At 66.5% G+C, this 17,103-nt stretch carries 11 protein-coding genes; 3 read left to right on the top strand and 8 right to left on the bottom strand.

Going from position 1 to position 17,103, the window contains the following annotated elements:
* Positions 1-305: 305 nt before the first annotated feature.
* The 6 genes from ACIPTO_RS10100 to ychF form a co-directional block, all read right to left on the bottom strand.
* Entirely contained in the window at positions 306-1,925 is a 1,620-nt protein-coding gene (locus ACIPTO_RS10100) for an endonuclease NucS domain-containing protein (protein ID WP_401190599.1), read from the bottom strand.
* A 64-nt stretch (positions 1,926-1,989) separates the two neighbouring features.
* Complete coding sequence (locus ACIPTO_RS10095; protein WP_401190597.1) at positions 1,990-2,736, bottom strand: hypothetical protein; 747 nt, start codon at positions 2,734-2,736, stop codon at positions 1,990-1,992.
* 556 nt (positions 2,737-3,292) lie between these two features.
* Complete coding sequence (locus tag ACIPTO_RS10090) at positions 3,293-4,882, bottom strand: N-6 DNA methylase (protein WP_401190865.1); 1,590 nt, start codon at positions 4,880-4,882, stop codon at positions 3,293-3,295.
* Positions 4,883-4,938: 56 nt separating this feature from the next.
* The gene (locus ACIPTO_RS10085; protein ID WP_401190863.1) at positions 4,939-6,351 is read right to left on the bottom strand and encodes a restriction endonuclease subunit S; all 1,413 of its coding nucleotides are present in this window, start codon (positions 6,349-6,351) and stop codon (positions 4,939-4,941) included.
* Between the two features lie 8 nt (positions 6,352-6,359).
* Positions 6,360-9,962, bottom strand: a complete 3,603-nt coding sequence (locus ACIPTO_RS10080; RefSeq protein ID WP_401190595.1) for a DEAD/DEAH box helicase family protein — start codon at positions 9,960-9,962, stop codon at positions 6,360-6,362.
* A 415-nt stretch (positions 9,963-10,377) separates the two neighbouring features.
* On the bottom strand, positions 10,378-11,466 hold the full coding sequence (gene ychF, locus ACIPTO_RS10075) for a redox-regulated ATPase YchF (protein ID WP_401190593.1): 1,089 nt from the start codon (positions 11,464-11,466) through the stop codon (positions 10,378-10,380).
* Between the two features lie 199 nt (positions 11,467-11,665).
* Between ychF and ACIPTO_RS10070 the strand changes: the two genes are divergently transcribed.
* Positions 11,666-12,241: a DUF6542 domain-containing protein gene (locus ACIPTO_RS10070; protein ID WP_401190591.1), complete on the top strand. Its 576-nt coding sequence runs from the start codon at positions 11,666-11,668 to the stop codon at positions 12,239-12,241.
* A 237-nt stretch (positions 12,242-12,478) separates the two neighbouring features.
* Here the strand turns inward: ACIPTO_RS10070 and ppgK are convergent, their stop codons facing one another.
* Positions 12,479-13,225, bottom strand: coding sequence for a polyphosphate--glucose phosphotransferase (ppgK, locus tag ACIPTO_RS10065; RefSeq protein ID WP_366315908.1), 747 nt, complete (start codon positions 13,223-13,225; stop codon positions 12,479-12,481).
* 29 nt (positions 13,226-13,254) lie between these two features.
* On the bottom strand, positions 13,255-14,280 hold the full coding sequence (locus tag ACIPTO_RS10060) for a 4-hydroxy-3-methylbut-2-enyl diphosphate reductase (protein WP_366315910.1): 1,026 nt from the start codon (positions 14,278-14,280) through the stop codon (positions 13,255-13,257).
* Positions 14,281-14,378: 98 nt separating this feature from the next.
* Between ACIPTO_RS10060 and ACIPTO_RS10055 the strand changes: the two genes are divergently transcribed.
* Both ACIPTO_RS10055 and xseA read left to right on the top strand, forming a co-directional pair.
* Complete coding sequence (locus ACIPTO_RS10055) at positions 14,379-15,749, top strand: APC family permease (protein WP_401190589.1); 1,371 nt, start codon at positions 14,379-14,381, stop codon at positions 15,747-15,749.
* 138 nt (positions 15,750-15,887) lie between these two features.
* Positions 15,888-17,096: an exodeoxyribonuclease VII large subunit gene (gene xseA / locus ACIPTO_RS10050; protein WP_366315914.1), complete on the top strand. Its 1,209-nt coding sequence runs from the start codon at positions 15,888-15,890 to the stop codon at positions 17,094-17,096.
* The last annotated feature ends 7 nt before the right edge of the window (positions 17,097-17,103 follow it).

The following is a 17,103-nucleotide window of genomic DNA, read 5'->3' as shown; positions in this document are numbered from 1 at the left end:
CCGCACCTTGGACGCAAGCAGGGGTAGTTACCGTCGCGCGCATCCCTCTTGCACCTCTGAAAGACGCTCGCCAACCGCCACCCCCGATCTGCCGGACTGCTGTCCTTGAGATCGTGACCACCGCCTCGCATGTGTGCAAGAAGCGCGCTACCAATCCAATCTTCTCAGCGAATCCGCGCGATCGGTAACACGCGGACGGTGCAGACAGAAACCAGCCACACAAATCGACAGGCGTCGCTCCGCTACCACCTCATTAACGACGCATCTCCAAGGCGCACAGTCACTCTGGTTGCGATCTGCGTCCACTACATTGTGTGGATGAAAGCGTGGTACTCCCTGGCCACGATCTCAGCCTCGCGGGAGTGCCTGGCGATGTACTGCCCAACTGAGACGATCTCGCCATCAGCCGCGATGTTGGCGAACGCTTGCCTGTATTCGCGAGGATGCGAGGCCAAGGAATAGAATCGAGCACCCTGCTCGTGCTGCACCCAGATGCGGTGCTCGTCGGATTCAGATGCCTCAGACCGGGCGGGGCCGGTGCTTTCCAGGAGTACGTAGTGCAGCCCGAGGAGATCTAGGAGCTCGCGGTCGCGTTCCCACACCGTTCCCGCGTACATGTTACTCATGAGGAACAGGGGGTCACGGTATACGAGCCGTACTGCATCGGGGAGCGACATGCCTCGCCCGTTCCAACAAAGGGCGCCGCGCACTGAACTGCGCAGCCCGTGCCCGGATACAGCTTCACCCATGACCATCGGCAGAAGCTCCTCCATCCGGTCGGGCCAACCGTGGGTGATTGCTTGTAGGAGATTGCACGGGTTGTAGACGTGCAGCCCAATATCTCCGTCACCGACCTTTGGGCTCACTTCGTCTAGCCAGCTCTCCACCAGTGACTCCCACTCATGGTTGCCGCCGAGGCTCTGCCGAATCTCCTGCCGAAACGCCTTCCAGCGGCTGGCTACTTGCGGGCTGGCGGTACCCGTATAGGGGACCTGGCTGTCTCCTCGCTCGTCCCCGGTGAGGAAGCGGAACAGGTCTTGCTGCTCGAAGGCAGCAGTATCGTCGTAAGCGCCGGTTCCTCGGAAGCCTCGTATGGCCCAGTTGGGGTTTTCGGCAAGATTCTTAAGCAGTCCTGGCTGAGCAGATTCCATGTTCATGCCGCGCATCTCGCTGCGCGCAAGGCGATTGCAGATGGCACACAAGGCGAGGTACTCAGCCTGATATTCGGCGGCAAAAGGCTCTGGCCCGTCGTAACCGTCCAGGAGTTCTTCCGAGGCGATTTCCTCGTTCACCCGGCCTACCGCAAGGTACAGGCCGAAAAGCGCAGGGATGTAGTGCTTCTCCGCCACCCGGTCCAGATCCGCCGCTAGCAGGTCGAGCGTCCCAAGCTCGTCCGCGACCTTACTGATGACCTTCCAGCCCTGATCGCGCTGTTCCTCCGAGGTGAAGAAGAACAGGTTGTGGATGGGGGTAACCCGAGGCTCGAACGCCCGAGGCAGTAGCTCCACCCGCTCGGCCCCTTCAGGGGCACCGCTACCGTCCAGGAGGAGCCGATACCCGCGGAGATCATGGCTCCAGTCACGTGCCGCGTGACTGACAGCGACGAGGAGCTCATTCCAGTCATCCGGCATGGCCACGATCACGGCGCGGATGCGGTCCGGCGCGAGGTTCTTCTCCCGACAGAGAAGTTCCGTGTACTTGTTGACTTCGTGCAAGGCCTGTCGTGCGCTGGACCGGGACCGCTTCAGTTCTATGACCACCCACATCTGATGGCGATCGCGAGCAAGGATGTCGATGCTGCCCCTCGTGCCGTGGGCATTGGGGAGCGGGTACTCCTCGAGCTGAACCGGACGGAGCCCCGGCTCGATCAACTCTAGGTTCCTCACGAGTGCGTTGCGCAGAACATTCTCAAGGCGCGGTCGCATGGCCGAAGGCTAAACCAGAGGACTGACAAGGATCCTAAGACGTGTTCGCAGGGCTCAACAACGATCAGTCAGTCTGGTGCGGCTGATCTCCACCCGTCGTTTCCGAAGCCTCCACCGAAGTCGGGTCTGGAGCTGGAAACCCAGAGGGGCTGGAAGCCTCTCCGTCCAGTGCGTACGCGAGCGCGAGCGCGATCCGCTCGATCCAGTTCAGCGCGTCCGTGACATCAGCCTCGCCGATCAGCCGGCGCTGCTTGAGGTCGCCGTCGATCAGGTCCGCGTCGTGTGCAATCTGGTTTCGACGACGGAGCAGCAGGATGTACTTACTGCGCAGCCGCTTCTCATCGTATGAAGTGCGGTACTGGCTCCACCGGTTGACCCACTTCGCGGCCTCCCGCCACACCTTGACGTCGGTGACGAGCGCCATCACCTTCGCGATGGCGTCCGGGTTCTGCAAGGTCTGCCGGGCGATGTCCTGGCGCACCCTCTCTGCGACCACCTCAGAGGTGGTCGATTCGCCCCGCTGCACCCTCTCCAGACAGTGGAGCGGCAACGGGTATTCGCGGAGCTTCCGCGGCATGTCAGGGTCGTCCTTGGCAGCTTCCTCAGCGACCCGGCGCAAGACTTCTTCTTGCACCCAGTGCTCGAGGGCAGCGATGGACTGCACCCAGGCGGCCCGGTAGAAATCGCCGGTATCGATGCCGTTGGGGCTGAGCACCTCCAGCGCCTGTCCCGCTCGCACCATCTGGCGTGCGTACGACAGGTTCGTGACGAACGACTCGAACTGACGGGTCTGAGGGTGTGCGATGACCATTCATACCTCGGTGCGGCGCGTGGAAGGGTAGGAGCTTCGGGACGTGGACGCTTAAGTATTCCCTGTACTGCGCGGAGGTCGGTCAGTAGCTTTGCGTATCGCGCTCGGTGGTGGCTTGATCTGATCGTCTCGGCGCCAAGATCCGGCCCTTCACTCCCTCACCGCAGGCTCCCGGAGCGCTCCGCAGTACGTACGGGGTCGGCCAGACTCGTGTACAGGCATCACCTCAAGTTTTCGTGGCACACAGGCGAGCGACCGCCGCCAGTTGCGGGACCAACGCTAAGCCGTCGACCGTAGGCCGGTTCACCGCCTGATTCGGCAAAGACGAGCAGAATGTGCCGTCTGCACTGCCTCAGGGAGGGTGGCGCGGTTGGCCGAGGGGTGTCCGCCTTGGCACCTGTCGCAACGCTTCAGCATCGAGGCCGGTACATCGTAGAGGCTTCGGCATCCCCCTCAGAGGGATAGCCGGTAGCAATTGCACGGGAATGCCGGAGAGCCGCAAGACACTTGGCGTTGCGACTCTCCGGCAGGTTGACGACGAACGTTCACGCCGTCGTCAGATCTCTTCCGCCTCTGGTACGTCCACATCCGCGCCCAGTGACTTTGCGATGGCAGTGAACTCGGCGAGGGCAGACTGGAGATCGCGCACGATCTCCTCGGCGATGACCTCCGGCTCCAGGTCGCTGTCCGCGTCCTCCAAGGCCGGGTCCTTCATCCACGTGATGTCGAGGTTGACCTTGTCGCGTCCGATCAGTTCCTCATACGCGTAAGGCTTCCAGCAATCGTTCTCGTCCTCGTCCGCGACGCGGGCGGTCAGCGGCTCACCTGCCTTGTACCGGGCGACGAAGTCGTCCAGGTGGGCGCGGGTCAGCGGGCGCTGCTTCATGGTGAAGTGCTGGCCGGTGCGGAAGTCGTAAATCCAGGTGACGGTGGTGTGCGGCTTGCCGTCGGCGCGTGGGGGCTTCTTGTCGAAGAACAGTACGTTGGCCTTGACACCGCCTGCGTAGAAGATGCCGGTGGGCAAGCGCAGGATCGTGTGCAGGTCGAACTCGTCAAGGAGCTTGCGGCGGACCTTCTCGCCCGCGCCGCCCTCGAAGAGGACGTTGTCAGGGAGAACAACGGCAGCCCGGCCGTTGACTGCCGTCAACGACATAATGTGCTGAAGGAAGTTGAGCTGCTTGTTAGTCGTGGTGGCCGTGAAGTCGTCACGGTCGTACTGGACGTCTTCCTTCTCCAGCTCGCCGTCCTGACCGATCACAGCGATTGCGGACCTCCTGCCGAAGGGCGGGTTGGCGAGGATCAGACTCGCGTGCCGACCACTCGGCTTCTCGGCAAGCGCGTCGCCGACGTCGATCAGGCTCGGGCCGTCGCTCTTGCCGATGCCGTGCAGGAGCATGTTCATGGCGGCGAGTCGGGCGGTGCCGGTGACCAGCTCGGTGCCCCAGATCTTGGATCCACTGTCGTACGCCTTGCGGGCGTCGATGTCCATGTCCTGGACGTGGTGTCGGGTGACGTACGCGTGGGCAGCAATTAGGAAGCCGCCGGTGCCGCAGGCGGGGTCGGTAATGGTGTCATCCGGACCCGGCCGGGTCACATCCACCATCGCGTCGATGAGCGCTCGCGGCGTGAAGTACTGGCCGGCGCCGGTCTTCGTGTCCGAGGCACCCTTGGCGAGCAGGCCTTCATATGCGTCACCCTTGAGATCAGTTCCTGTGACTGTCCACTCCTCGCGGCCGATCAGCTCGACGACCAGCTTTTCGAGTAGAGCGGGCTTGGTGATCCGGTTCTGGGCGTCGGCGAAGATCGTACCGATGGTGGTGTGAGGCTTGCGGCCGAGGTGTTCCAGAATGGCGCGGTAGTGCGCTTCCAGATCGATGCCTCGCTTGCTGACGAGCGACTTCCAGTTGTAGTCGGCAGGCACGAGGGCGCTGAGGTCGCGACCGCCCCATGTGTCGTTCTCGATCTCGTCGACCATCTTCAGGAAGAGCAGGTACGAAAGCTGCTCAACATACTCGATAGTCGACATGCCATTGTCCCGGAGGACGTTGCAGTAGTTCCAGAGCTTCGCGACCAGGGTGTTGGTCTGCGCGGCGGCCTTCTTGGACTTGGGCGTCTCCGTGAGGGGGACGTTGTCGGAGGAAGGCATGGCGGCGGCGTCCGCCGGGTCGACAGAGGCGTTCTCGGGTGCGAGGGCGGACGCGGTCACTGGTCGAACAACTCCTGCTGAACGGAGGTGGAGGGGGCGGGGGTTGGAGCGGGCGCGGCCTTCGCCGCCGCGGCGGCAGCGGTCACCTTGTGCGGGCGCGCAGCCCGCTTGGCCGCCTGGCGGGCAGGCTTGGCATCGTCGCGTTCGACGGCAATGCGGGCGAGGAGGGTGGCGGCGAGCTCGTCGGAAGAGTCCTGCGGAGCCAGGGTTCCGTTGAACGCCTTCCTGAGAAGCGCAGAGCGCAATGCGTCAGCCCGTCGAGTTGCACGATCGATCTCACGCCCCATGGCCTCAACTCCGGACGACAACTCATCGCATCGCTGAATGAGCTCCTTCTGGACCTCCAGGGGAGGAATCGGAAACTCAACTGCCTTCAGCCGCTTGGACGACAGGTGCGCAATGTTCGTCGTAATGCGCACCTCGCGCATGAACCTGCGGGCGTGCAGGTGTCGACGGAAAACCATGAGCGCCCATTCGGGAAGCACCTCGGGGCCTGCCTGGAAGCGGAGCAAGCTATTCGTGAAAGCCACGGTCTCGGGAACGCCGCGATACATCGCCGGCCGCCCCACCAGGTGGGGACTCTGCCCCTCATTCAGAAGAATGTCCCCCTCGCGAAGCTTATACTTATCGAAGATCCCAGAAAAGTCCATCTCCATGACACTGGACGTGTCGATCCGGTCTTCGAATACGTTCGCCACACGAAGGTAGGGGCGCATTTCAGGGCCGTTGTGCCAATCTGGATGCCTGGCTCGCCCCAATTCGACAGTTCCGGCTTCGCCGACTGTCGTAACCGTCCAGTCAGCAGGAACATGCTTGGGAACTAGCGAGGTGAACACTGACTTGCGAAGGACCTCGACCCGCTTTCGCGACAAAAGCAGCGTCCGCTCAGCCGCGTCGAGCCGGGAGAGCTGCTCTTCGAGGGACTCGACGATGCGGTGTTGTTCTGCGAGTGGCGGTAGCGGAATGGGCCATTGCTTCAGTACGCTCTGGCTAATATTCAGTTGCGCACCTCCCTTTCCTGCCGCCTCTAGGAGTCCACGCTGGCTGCGCAAATACCAGAACAGGAATCCAGGATCCAGCACTTCCGGAAATGGCACCGCGTGTGCAATCGCCTGATTCGAAGTGAGCGGCACAGCAGTGCGTGCCACTTTCCCAATTGATCCAGTTCCATACATGGCCACCAAGACAGATCCCGACGGAATCCACTTCGCAGAGCTCGACGCCAGCCCATCTTCAGTAATACACCGAGCGGTCTTAGCGACAACCCCGTCGACCATATCGCCAATTACAGCCCACGGAATGTCGCCGTCATAATAATCAGTAACTTTAGCTTTCGGGGTTCCTCCGCTTCCCCACGCGGCCACATCCTGCAAAGTCGCCCAAGCCCACCCCTTCGGCAACCCGCCCATACCCTCGCTCAAGCCAATTCCCGATTCAGCTCGTCCAACAGTTCCAGCGCCTGATTCCTACCACCGAAGGCATTCGCGAATCCCGGACCACCGCCCTTTTCAGAGAACGGCATGTGGCCGAAGTCCTCGCGTTCCATTCCCAGATCGACCACGATCGCGTCCTTGATCCGATGCAGCCACCACAGCTGGTCATCTGTGAAATCCGCACCCGCCTGGCCCTGCCGTAGCAGCCAGCCCTCGAAGCGCTCCTCGACCACCGTACGGTACGGCCGAAGCTGGTCGTCCGCACCGAGCGTGTAGCGGACCAGGTTCATGAGGTCACCCAAGCCGGCTGACTTCGTCAGCGACTCGGCCGCCTCGCCGACCAGCTCGTAGTGGTCCCAGATGACCTTCGGGGTCCAGTTGCGCCTTGTGGCCTTGATAGCCGCCATCAGTTCCTTCAGGTGGGCCCGCGCCTCCTGTGGCCGCACCCGCGAGCCGCTACCGAGGATCACCTGGAGAGCGATGGCCTCCGCCGCCGCCTCGTCGTGCTTGCGGCTCTCCAGAAGTTGGCGCCATTCCGCCAGCTCCTTCGCTGCCCGCTCCTCCCTCGGGACCTCATTCAGCTTCAGCGTGACCTCGGTCGTCGCGTCGTACGTGAGGTCGTGCTGCTGCTTGATGCCAATGATCAGCTTTCGCAGTTCCGGGTGGGTGGTCAGAGTCTCGACCGAGTCGTGGACCAGCCGTCGCGCGCGGTCCGCGCCGCCTTCCCGGTACGCCCGGTCCTGGGTGTCGACGTCCACCGCGTCGGTGATCTTCCGGACGATGTCTGCCAGTGGCATCCCTCCCGATGCCTGCTCGATCCGCTCCCGCTCCTCTTTCGTGAGCTTGCGGTCAAGCCGGGCCAGCCGGCGCCCGAGCGTCTCGGCCTGCTCGGCCGTCAGCGAGCGGCTACCCGCCTTGTCCATCAGCTTGGTGAGGCTGAGACTGCCGCCGTCCGGCGGCAGCATCGGGCGGGTGTCGACCAGAGGCGATGCGGTGACGCCCACCGCGTCGACCAGGACGAAACGGTCCTTGGCCAGGTCCGCGGCCGGGTCTGGGGTGACCGCCTTCAGGTCGTCGGCGTCGATCGTGCGGGCGCCGCGTCCCTTCATCTGTTCGAAGAGGACAGGGCTGCGAACGGCCCGCAGGAAGATCACGCACTCCAGGGACTTGACGTCCGTACCCGTGGCGATCATGTCGACCGTGACGGCGACCCGCAGCAACGGCGAGTTCCGCAGGTCGTTGACGAGCTGCTCGGGGTCGTCGCCCTTGTCCCGGGAGCGGTAGGTGATCTTCTTGGCAAAGGCATCTCCCCGCCCGAAGACCTCTTTGACCTGCTTGAGGACTTCGTCCGCGTGGTCATCGCTCGCCGCGAAGACCAGCGTCTTGGGCAGTTCGGTCCGGCCCAGGAACCAGCGCTGCCAGTTGTTCTTGTATGCGGTGAGGACGGCCCGGATCTCGTCCTCGGCGATCACCGTGCGGCCGATCTGGCCGACCGTGTACACGAAGTCCTCGTCCAGCTCCTCGTAACGCTGGGCGCGGGTCTTGCGGTCGCGGATACGGACCGTCGTCCCCTTATCGATCTTTGCGCCGCCGTCCTCCCGTATGGAGGAGTCCATGGTGACCACGTCGAAGTCGACGTTGACGCCGTCAGCGACGGCTTGTTCGTAGGTGTACTCGGAGACCATGTTGCCGTCGAAGAAACCCTTGGTCTGCCGGGTAGGGGTGGCGGTGAGGCCGACCAGGTGGGCGTCGAAGTAGTCCAGGACGCCGCGCCACAGGCCATAGATGGAGCGGTGGCACTCGTCGATGACGATCAAGTCGAAGGACTCGATCGGGACGGCCGGGTTGTACTCAACGGTGACCGGGCTGTCGGTCATGTAGTTCTCGTCGAGAGTAGAGGTGTCCTCACGGTCCTCTGCCTCAGCACTGTCCTCCAGCGGCTCGCCCTTGAGGAGCGCGTACATGCGCTGGATCGTGGAGACGACGACGGAGGATGTCTCCTGGAGACCGGATCGTCCAAGTGAGTCGACGTTGTAGAGGTCAGTGAACTTGCGGTTCTCGTCCGGCGTCTTGTAGCGGTCGAACTCGGCCTTGGCCTGGCGGCCGAGGTTGTTGCGGTCGACGAGGAAGAGAATGCGGCGAGCACGCACATGCTTGAGCAGCCGGTACGACTCGGTGACCGCTGTATAGGTCTTACCCGCACCGGTGGCCATCTGGATCAGTGCGCGCGGCTTGTCCTGGGCAAGTGAACTCTCCAGGCCGACGATCGCCTCTTCCTGCGCCGCACGCAGGTCGTGCGACTCCAGTGCCGGCAGCGCGGTACGCAGGGCGGCCCGGAAGGTGGGGGTGTCCGGGTGCTCAGTAGCCCGCTTCATCCAGGCAGCGAAGGTCTCCGGACGGTGGAAGGCGAAAACCGAGCGGGAGCGAGCGTGCGGGTCGAGGAGGTTGAGAAAGAGCGTCTCGGCGCCAGTGGTGGCGTAGCGGAAGGCGAACGGTTCCCTCTCGCGCCAGACCGCCATGGAGTGTTCCTTGAGGACACCTCCCGCGTACCGCTCGTTCTGCGCGAGGGCGCCGGCCAGGGGGGTGCCCTCACGTTTAGCCTCGATGACACCGACGATCGCGCCGTCGACGTACAACACGTAATCGGCACGGCCGGTGGCCAGGCTGAACTCTCGGACCGCGATGCCCTGGGAGGCGAGTGGATTGAGGTCACCGTAGTCCTGGACCGTCCAGCCGGCCCGGGTGAGCATCTCGTCGATCCGGACACGAGCCTGCACCTCATTGAGCGGCTCGGGCCGCTGGGCGCGGGCGACGATCGCCTCACGCGCATTGACGCTGACCGGCCGGGGCTTGAGACGCTCCTGGTCGTAATAGTCCTGGTGGGCGCGCCGGAGCCGCTCGATCTCGTCTCGATGGCGGGCTACCTCCGCCTCAGACTCAGCACGGGCCCGCTCAGTGGCCTCGGTCAGCCTCTCGGCCTCCTCCCGACCGCGTCGCTCGGCCTCCAGCCGGTCACCGACCTCGCTGAGGCGGGTTCGGGAGTCAGCGAGGGTGCGCTGGTAGCGACCGAGCGCCTCGCGGAGCTCGGTCAACTCGGCGGATCCGCCCGCCACCTCGCTCGGCAGCTGGGGCGGCACGAACGCCGCGATCTCTCGCACATTGTCGATCGCGCGGGAGAAGAACTGGCCTAGCTGGAAGCATAGTTCGACGGCCTTGAGGGCCTTGCTGGTATCGAAGAGGTGATTGTGCGCGGCGTCGTTGCGCCCCCGGCGGAGCGTGTCGAAGGCATCCCGCGTGCGACCGGGGAGCAGGCCGGCGCGCTGTAGTCCGGCCAGCCGGTCGATCTGCCGAGTTCCCTCGACGCGCACCCCGGCCCGCTGCACCAACTCCTCGGCAAGCACCTCGCCGAACTGGCCGGAGGCGACATACGAGACGTTGGGGTTGGCGAAGACGGACTGCTCAGCCTGTGCTCCGTAGATCGCCAGCAGGGGCTGCATCGTGTAGAGCCGCCCGAAGTTGGGAGACCTCCGAGCTGCTGCTTTCAGCTGCTCCGGGACTTGCTCACGACGCCGTGCCTGCCCACTCATACGCTGCCGCTCCTCGACCAGGCCACATCCGGCCCTACCTGTGACAAGACCTCTCAGCGTATGCCCAACCAAGCGCTCCGCTCTGGCGAATAAACCGATCGCAACAAGATCCACTGCCTCGCGCCTGCCGCCCGCGCAGGGTCAGACAGACGCGCCCGCCTCGAGCGCCAAGCCCGCGTTCTCTGCCGCGAGCTGCCCTCCGGAGGTAGCACGGGGATCGCAATGCCAGCACGGGACAGCATCCCAGGGGTGGCCACAGGTGCCGAGGGGTGATCGTTTCCGGCCCTCTGGGGCAGCACCCAGCACCAAACCGCACCACTAGGCTGCAATGAGGCGCCCGAGGGGCCCATCTCGGACTGATGGACCCCTCTTGACCTGCACCTTTCCGATGCAGGGAGTTGAATTGAAGATTCAATTAAACATTGAACCGGAACTCCACCACGTCCCCGTCCTGCATCACATAGTCCTTGCCCTCCATGCGCGCCTTCCCCTTGGACCGTGCCTCCGCGACCGAGCCCGTCTCCACCAGGTCGGCGAAAGAGATGACCTCCGCCTTGATGAAGCCCTTCTGGAAGTCGGTGTGGATGACGCCGGCGGCCTCGGGGGCGGTGGCGCCCTTCTTGATGGTCCAGGCGCGGGACTCCTTGGGGCCTGCCGTGAGGTAGGTCTGGAGGCCGAGGGTGTCGAAGCCGACGCGGGCCAGGGTCGTCATGCCGGGCTCCTCGACGCCGACCGACTCCAGCAGCTCCATCGCCTCCTCCTCGTCGAGCTCGGCGAGGTCCGCCTCCAGCTTGGCGTTGAGGAAGATCGCCTCGGCGGGGGCGACCAGGGCGCGCTGTGCGGCCTTGAAGTCCTCGTCCACCAGCTCGTCCTCGTCGACGTTGAAGACGTAGAGGAAGGGCTTGGTCGTCAACAGGTGCAGGTCGTGCAGGAGTTCCTCGTTGCCGGAGCCCTGGACGATGCCCTGCGAGAAGAGGGTGTCGCCCTTCTCCAGGATCGCCTGCGCCGCCTCGACCGCCGCGACCTTCGGGCCGATGTCCTTCTTGATGCGCGACTCGCGCTGGAGGCGCGGGAGGACCTTCTCGATGGTCTGCAGGTCGGCGAGGATCAGCTCGGTGTTGATCGTCTCGATGTCGTCCTTGGGCGAGACCTTGCCGTCGACGTGGACGACGTTCTCGTCCTGGAAGGCGCGGATGACCTGGCAGATCGCGTCGGACTCACGGATGTTCGCGAGGAACTTGTTGCCCAGGCCCTCGCCCTCCGAGGCGCCCTTCACGATGCCCGCGATGTCGACGAAGTCGACGGTCGCCGGGAGGATCTTCTGCGAGGAGAAGATCTCGGCCAGTTTCGTCAGGCGCGGGTCGGGGACGCCGACCACGCCGACGTTCGGCTCGATCGTGGCGAACGGGTAGTTGGCCGCCAGCACGTCGTTCTTGGTCAGGGCGTTGAACAGGGTCGACTTGCCGACATTCGGCAGACCGACGATTCCGATCGTGAGCGACACGTTGCGACTTCCCGTACGTGAGTGGCGTGAGTGCGGTGGAGGGGCCGGCCGGGGGCGCGGGGACCGGGGCCGGGGGCCGATCCACCAGTCTACGGCGTGCGCCGCGCCCTCCCGGCTTCGCGTCGAACACCTGGCCAAGCTCTGCCCATCGGCGTGTCTGAGGACCTATTCGGCACATAAACCGACCTAAGTTGGTGCAGTGGAGCAACACAGGACACGACCCCCACAGCCCGGCGCGAGACGCGGGGCCCCGCCCCTTCCCCCGCAGGCGGGCCGGGGCCCGAACGGCGGCCCGGCCCGCACGGCACGGCCCGGCCCGCAGGCCCGCGGCACCGCGCAGCGCCGTCCGGCGGCCGTACGGCGGCCCGGTCCGGCGGAGGGCGCGACCGTACGGCAGCTGCCCAATCCCCGGCTCACTGGGCTCGGCGGCGGGTTGTTCTGCACGGCCGTCATGCTCGTGCTCGGGTGTCTCGACCAGCTGCTGTTCGGGGGTTCGCCGATCGTCTACGGCGTGCTGTTCGTGCCGGTGAGCGTCCTCACGGCGGTCTGGATCCGCCGCGGCGACCTGCTGACCGCGCCGGTCGTCGTCCCGATCGCCTTCGCCGTCGGCCTCTTCCCGGTGGCCGACGGCAGCGGCGGCCTCGCCAACCGCCTGGTCGGCGTCTTCACCGCCCTCGCCACCCAGGCCGGCTGGCTGTACGGCGGCACCCTCGTCGCGGGCCTCATCGCAACGGTCCGCAGAATCCGCCTGCTGAACCGACGCCGACGCGCGTGACACGGGACTGGTGATCCCCTCGCGGCCAGTCGTCCTCGTGCGGCTCGCGCGAAGCGCAGACCGTGCGGGACTCGGGACTCGTCACACGTCACACGTCACTCGTGAAGCCGTGGTCCCGTGCCGCCCGCGGCCACGCACGCGTGACATCTGCTCAGCCACGCACGCGCGGCCCCGCTCAGGCAGGCGGGCACGCGCGGGCGGCCCCGGGACCTTCCGCATCCCCGGAGGGAACACGGTCTAGTCGTCCCCCGCCGCGTGCATCGCCGCCCCCACGATCCCCGCGTTGTTCTGCAGCTGGGCCGGGACGATCTCGGCCTTGATGCCCTCGATGAAGTGCAGGAACTTGTCGGCCTTGCGGCTGACCCCGCCGCCGATGATGAACAGCTCGGGAGAGAACAGCATCTCGACGTGGGCGAGGTACTTCTGGACCCGGTGGGCCCAGTGCTCCCAGGTCAGGTCGCCGTCCTCCTTGGCCTTGCTGGACGCCTTCTTCTCGGCGTCGTGGCCGTTCAGCTCAAGGTGGCCCAGCTCCGTGTTCGGGACCAGGACGCCGCCTGCGAAGAGGGCGCTGCCGATGCCCGTGCCGAAGGTCAGCAGGATCACCGTGCCCTTGCGGCCCTGGCCGGCGCCGAAGTGCATCTCGGCCACGCCCGCCGCGTCCGCGTCGTTCACGACCGTCACCGGGAGGCCGCCCAGCCGGTCGGCGAAGAGCGCGCCCGCGTCCGTGTCGATCCAGCTCTTGTCGACGTTCGCCGCCGTGCGGATCGTGGATCCGCCGGTCACCACACCTGGAAACGTGAGCCCGACCGGTCCCGTCCAGCCGAAGTGGTCGACGACTTCCTTCACGCCGTCGGCCACTCCGTCCGGTGTCGCCGGGTGCGGGGTCAGCACCTTGCACCGCTCGTCCGCCAATTCGCCCTTGTCAAGGTCCACAGGGGCACCCTTGATCCCGGATCCACCGATGTCCACGCCGAAGATCTGCATGGCTCCACGCTACGACGAACGACTGACAGTCACTGCCCGGAGGGTGCCGTACGGTCACCGCCGGTGCGCTCGGCGACCAGGGCCGCCGCCTCTTCGCGCAGGTCGCGGCGGAGTTCCTTGGGCAGCGAGAACGTGATGGACTCCTCGGCCGCCTTGACCAGTTCGACGTCCTCGTAGCCGCGCGTCGACAGCCACTCCAGAACCTGCTCCACCAGGACCTCCGGCACGGAGGCGCCCGAGGTCACGCCGACCGTGGTGACGCCCTCCAGCCAGGCCTCGTCGATCTCGTCGGCGAAGTCCACCAGGTGGGCGGCGCGGGCGCCAGCGAGCTTGGCGACCTCGACGAGCCGTACGGAGTTGGAGGAGTTCTTCGAGCCGACCACGATCACCAGGTCGGCCTCCTCGCCCATCTGCTTCACGGCGAGCTGGCGATTCTGCGTGGCGTAGCAGATGTCGTCGCTCGGCGGGGAGATGAGCTGCGGGAACTTCTCCTTCAGGGCGTCGACGGTCTCCATGGTCTCGTCCACGGAGAGGGTCGTCTGGGAGAGCCAGACCACGCGGGACGGGTCCCGTACCTCGACCTTGGCGACGTCCTTGGGGCCGTCGACCAGGGTGATGTGCTCGGGGGCCTCCCCGGAGGTGCCGATGACCTCCTCGTGGCCCTCGTGGCCGATGAGGAGGATGTCGAAGTCCTCGTTCGCGAACCGGACGGCTTCCTTGTGGACCTTGGTCACCAGGGGGCAGGTCGCGTCGATGGTGGCGAGGCGGCCCTGCTTGGCCTCGTCGTGGACGACGGGGGCGACGCCGTGCGCGGAGAACATCACGATGTTCCCCTCGGGGACCTCCTCGGTCCGCTCGACGAAGACGGCGCCCTTCTTCTCCAGGGTCTGGACAACGTACTTGTTGTGCACGATCTCGTGCCGGACATAGATCGGAGCCCCGTACTGCTCAAGGGCTTTCTCGACGGCGATCACGGCGCGGTCCACGCCCGCGCAGTAGCCCCGGGGGGCGGCGAGCAGGACACGGCGGCCAGACGAAGCAGTCATGCGTCCCATCGTAAGGCCGCGCTCGACGGGTCAAAGATCGCGTCCTTGGGGAGACTGGCGGTGGAGTGGAAGGGGTGGGGGCGCACACGACGTACGGGAGACGCGAGATGGCGGAGACGGACACGGACACGACGGCCGCGAGCGGCGACGGGCCCAGGCTGCGGCGCAGTCTCGGTTTCCGGGATCTCGTCGTCTACGGGCTGCTGTTCATCGCCCCGATGGCGCCGGTCGGCGTGTTCGGCACCCTGGACGCCAAGTCGCACGGCGCCGTGGCGCTGGTCTACGTCGTGGCCACGGTCGCGATGGCGTTCACCGCGTTCAGCTACGCGCAGATGGTGCGGGTCGTCCCTCAGGCGGGTTCGGTGTTCGCCTACGCGCGCGTGGGGCTCGGCAAGGAGGCCGGGTTCATCGCCGGCTGGATGGCGATGCTCGACTACGTCCTGATCCCCGCCGTCGCCTATCTGTTCTCCGGGATCGCCATGAACGCGCTGGTCCCGGACGTGTCGCGGTGGGTGTGGACGGCGCTGGCGGTCGTCATCACGACCTGCCTCAACCTCTGGGGCGTGCGCGCGGCGGCCCGGGTCGGCTTCCTCGTCCTCGCGATGGAGATCGTCGTCCTCGTCATCTTCATCGTGTCGGCGATCGTCGTCCTCGCGCGCGACGGCGCCGAACGCGGCTGGCTGTCGCCGCTCTCCGGGGACGGCACCCAGGGCGCGTTCGCGCTGTCCGCGGTGATCGGCGCGGTCTCGGTGGCCGTCCTGTCCTACCTGGGCTTCGACGCGGTCGCCACCTTCGCGGAGGAGGTCACCGGAGGCTCCGAGAAGGTCGCCAGGGCGCTGCTGTTCTGTCTCGCCCTGGCCGGTGTACTGTTCATCGCCCAGACGTACCTGGTCGCCCTCCTGGAGCCGACGACGTCCGCGCAGCTCGCCGCCGACGCGGGCAAGCAGGGATCGGCGTTCTACGACGCGGTCGACGTGTCGGTCGGCGACTGGCTGCACAACCTGGTGGCCGTCAGCAAGGCGATCGGCGCGGCCTTCGCGGCGCTGGCCGGGCAGGCCGCGGCGGGTCGCCTGGTGTTCGCGATGGCCCGGGACCGGAGGCTGCCGCGGGCCCTGTCGAAGACCGACGACGGAGTGCCGCGGGTCGCGCTGCTCTCGGCGGCCGTGATCACGCTGATCGCCGCGGTCTGGGCGGCTCGGCGCGACGACGGGCTGGACCACCTGGTGTCGGTCGTCGACATCGGCGCGCTGACGGCGTTCACGCTGCTGCACGCGAGCGTGGTGGGCTGGTTCGCGGTCCGTCGCCGGGGTGGGCCCGTGGTGTGGTGGCGGCATGTGCTGGTGCCGGTGCTCGGCGCGGCGATCACCGTGTGGGTGATCGTGGAGGCGTCCGGGACCGCGCAGGTGGTGGGGGCGGTCTGGCTGGCGGTCGGGCTCGTGGTGCTGGTGGTGCAGTCTCGGGGGGCGGTCCGGCGGTAGGTGCGCGCGTGGTGTGGGGGCGGGCGTCCTCCTGGGGGCTCCGCTGAAAGGCGGCAGCCCACGAGCGGGACCACCGGCCCGCCCTGAGGCCCCCGCACCTCGACCGCGTTGTCAGAGCCGCCCGTTACGCTCTGTGGCATGGCTCTCAACACTGCTCCGGACGCGCCGATCCCCGTCGGCGAGGTCTCCCGGCTCATCGGCGGGTGGATCGACCGGCTCGGCGCGGTGTGGGTCGAGGGGCAGATCACGCAGCTGTCGCGGCGGCCGGGGGCGGGTGTCGTCTTTCTGACGCTGCGTGACCCGTCGCACGACATCTCGGTGAGTGTGACCTGTTTCCGGCAGGTGTTCGAGGAGGTCGCCGATGTGGTGACCGAGGGCGCGCGGGTCGTCGTCCTGGCGAAGCCCGAGTGGTACGCGCCGCGGGGCCAGTTGTCGTTGCGTGCCACGGAGATCAAGCCGGTCGGGGTCGGTGAACTCCTGGCGCGGCTGGAGCAGTTGAAGAAGTCGCTGGCCGCCGAGGGGCTGTTCGCGGCCGACCGGAAGAAGCCGCTGCCGTTTCTGCCGCAGCTGATCGGGCTGGTCTGCGGGCGTGCCTCGGCCGCCGAGCGGGACGTCCTGGAGAACGCGCGGCACCGCTGGCCGGCGGTCCGTTTCGAGGTGCGCAACGTGCCGGTGCAGGGTGTGCACGCCGTGCCGCAGGTCGTGCAGGCGGTCAAGGAGCTGGACGCGCTGGACGGCGTGGACGTGATCATCGTGGCGCGGGGCGGCGGCAGCGTGGAGGACCTGCTGCCGTTCTCCGACGAGCAGCTCGTGCGCGCGGTGTCGGCCTGTCGTACGCCCGTGGTGTCCGCGATCGGGCACGAGCCGGACACGCCCCTCCTGGACTACGTCGCCGACCTGCGGGCCTCCACCCCCACCGACGCGGCGAAGAAGGTCGTGCCGGACGTCGGCGAGGAGTACGAGCGGGTGCGGCAGCTGCGGGACCGGGCGCGGCGGTGCGCGGTGGCGTTCGTGGACCGGGAGGAGCGCGGGCTGGCGCAGGCGCTGTCCCGGCCGTCGATACAGGATCCGCACCGGATGATCGACGAGCGCGCGGACCATGTCGCGTCCCTCCTCGCCCGCGGCCGGCGCACCCTCGGCCATCTCCTGGACCGCGCCGACTCGGAGCTGGCGCACACGCACGCGCGCGTGGTGGCCCTCTCCCCCGCCGCCACCCTGAAGCGGGGCTACGCGGTGCTCCAGCGGGCCGACGGGCATGTCGTCCGGGACCCGGACGAGGTGGGTGCCGACGACGTGCTGCGCGCGCGGGTCGCCGAGGGTGAGTTCTCCGTACGAGTGGATACATAGGGTGGGC

It is taken from the genome of Streptomyces sp. NPDC090083, from assembly GCF_044747445.1.
GTDB lineage: Bacteria > Actinomycetota > Actinomycetes > Streptomycetales > Streptomycetaceae > Streptomyces.
The sequence above is the reverse complement of the archived record's forward strand: the minus strand, read 5'-3'. Positions and strand labels throughout refer to the sequence as shown.

Coding starts and splice junctions, on each gene's coding strand:
- ACIPTO_RS10100 (WP_401190599.1), bottom strand. CDS start 1,925: ATGCGACCGCGCCTTGAGAATGTTCTGCGCAACGCACTCGTGAGGAAC.
- ACIPTO_RS10095 (WP_401190597.1), bottom strand. CDS start 2,736: ATGGTCATCGCACACCCTCAGACCCGTCAGTTCGAGTCGTTCGTCACG.
- ACIPTO_RS10090 (WP_401190865.1), bottom strand. CDS start 4,882: ATGCCTTCCTCCGACAACGTCCCCCTCACGGAGACGCCCAAGTCCAAG.
- ACIPTO_RS10085 (WP_401190863.1), bottom strand. CDS start 6,351: ATGGGCGGGTTGCCGAAGGGGTGGGCTTGGGCGACTTTGCAGGATGTG.
- ACIPTO_RS10080 (WP_401190595.1), bottom strand. CDS start 9,962: ATGAGTGGGCAGGCACGGCGTCGTGAGCAAGTCCCGGAGCAGCTGAAA.
- ppgK (WP_366315908.1), bottom strand. CDS start 13,225: ATGCAGATCTTCGGCGTGGACATCGGTGGATCCGGGATCAAGGGTGCC.
- ACIPTO_RS10060 (WP_366315910.1), bottom strand. CDS start 14,280: ATGGGACGCATGACTGCTTCGTCTGGCCGCCGTGTCCTGCTCGCCGCC.
- ACIPTO_RS10055 (WP_401190589.1), top strand. CDS start 14,379: ATGGCGGAGACGGACACGGACACGACGGCCGCGAGCGGCGACGGGCCC.
- xseA (WP_366315914.1), top strand. CDS start 15,888: ATGGCTCTCAACACTGCTCCGGACGCGCCGATCCCCGTCGGCGAGGTC.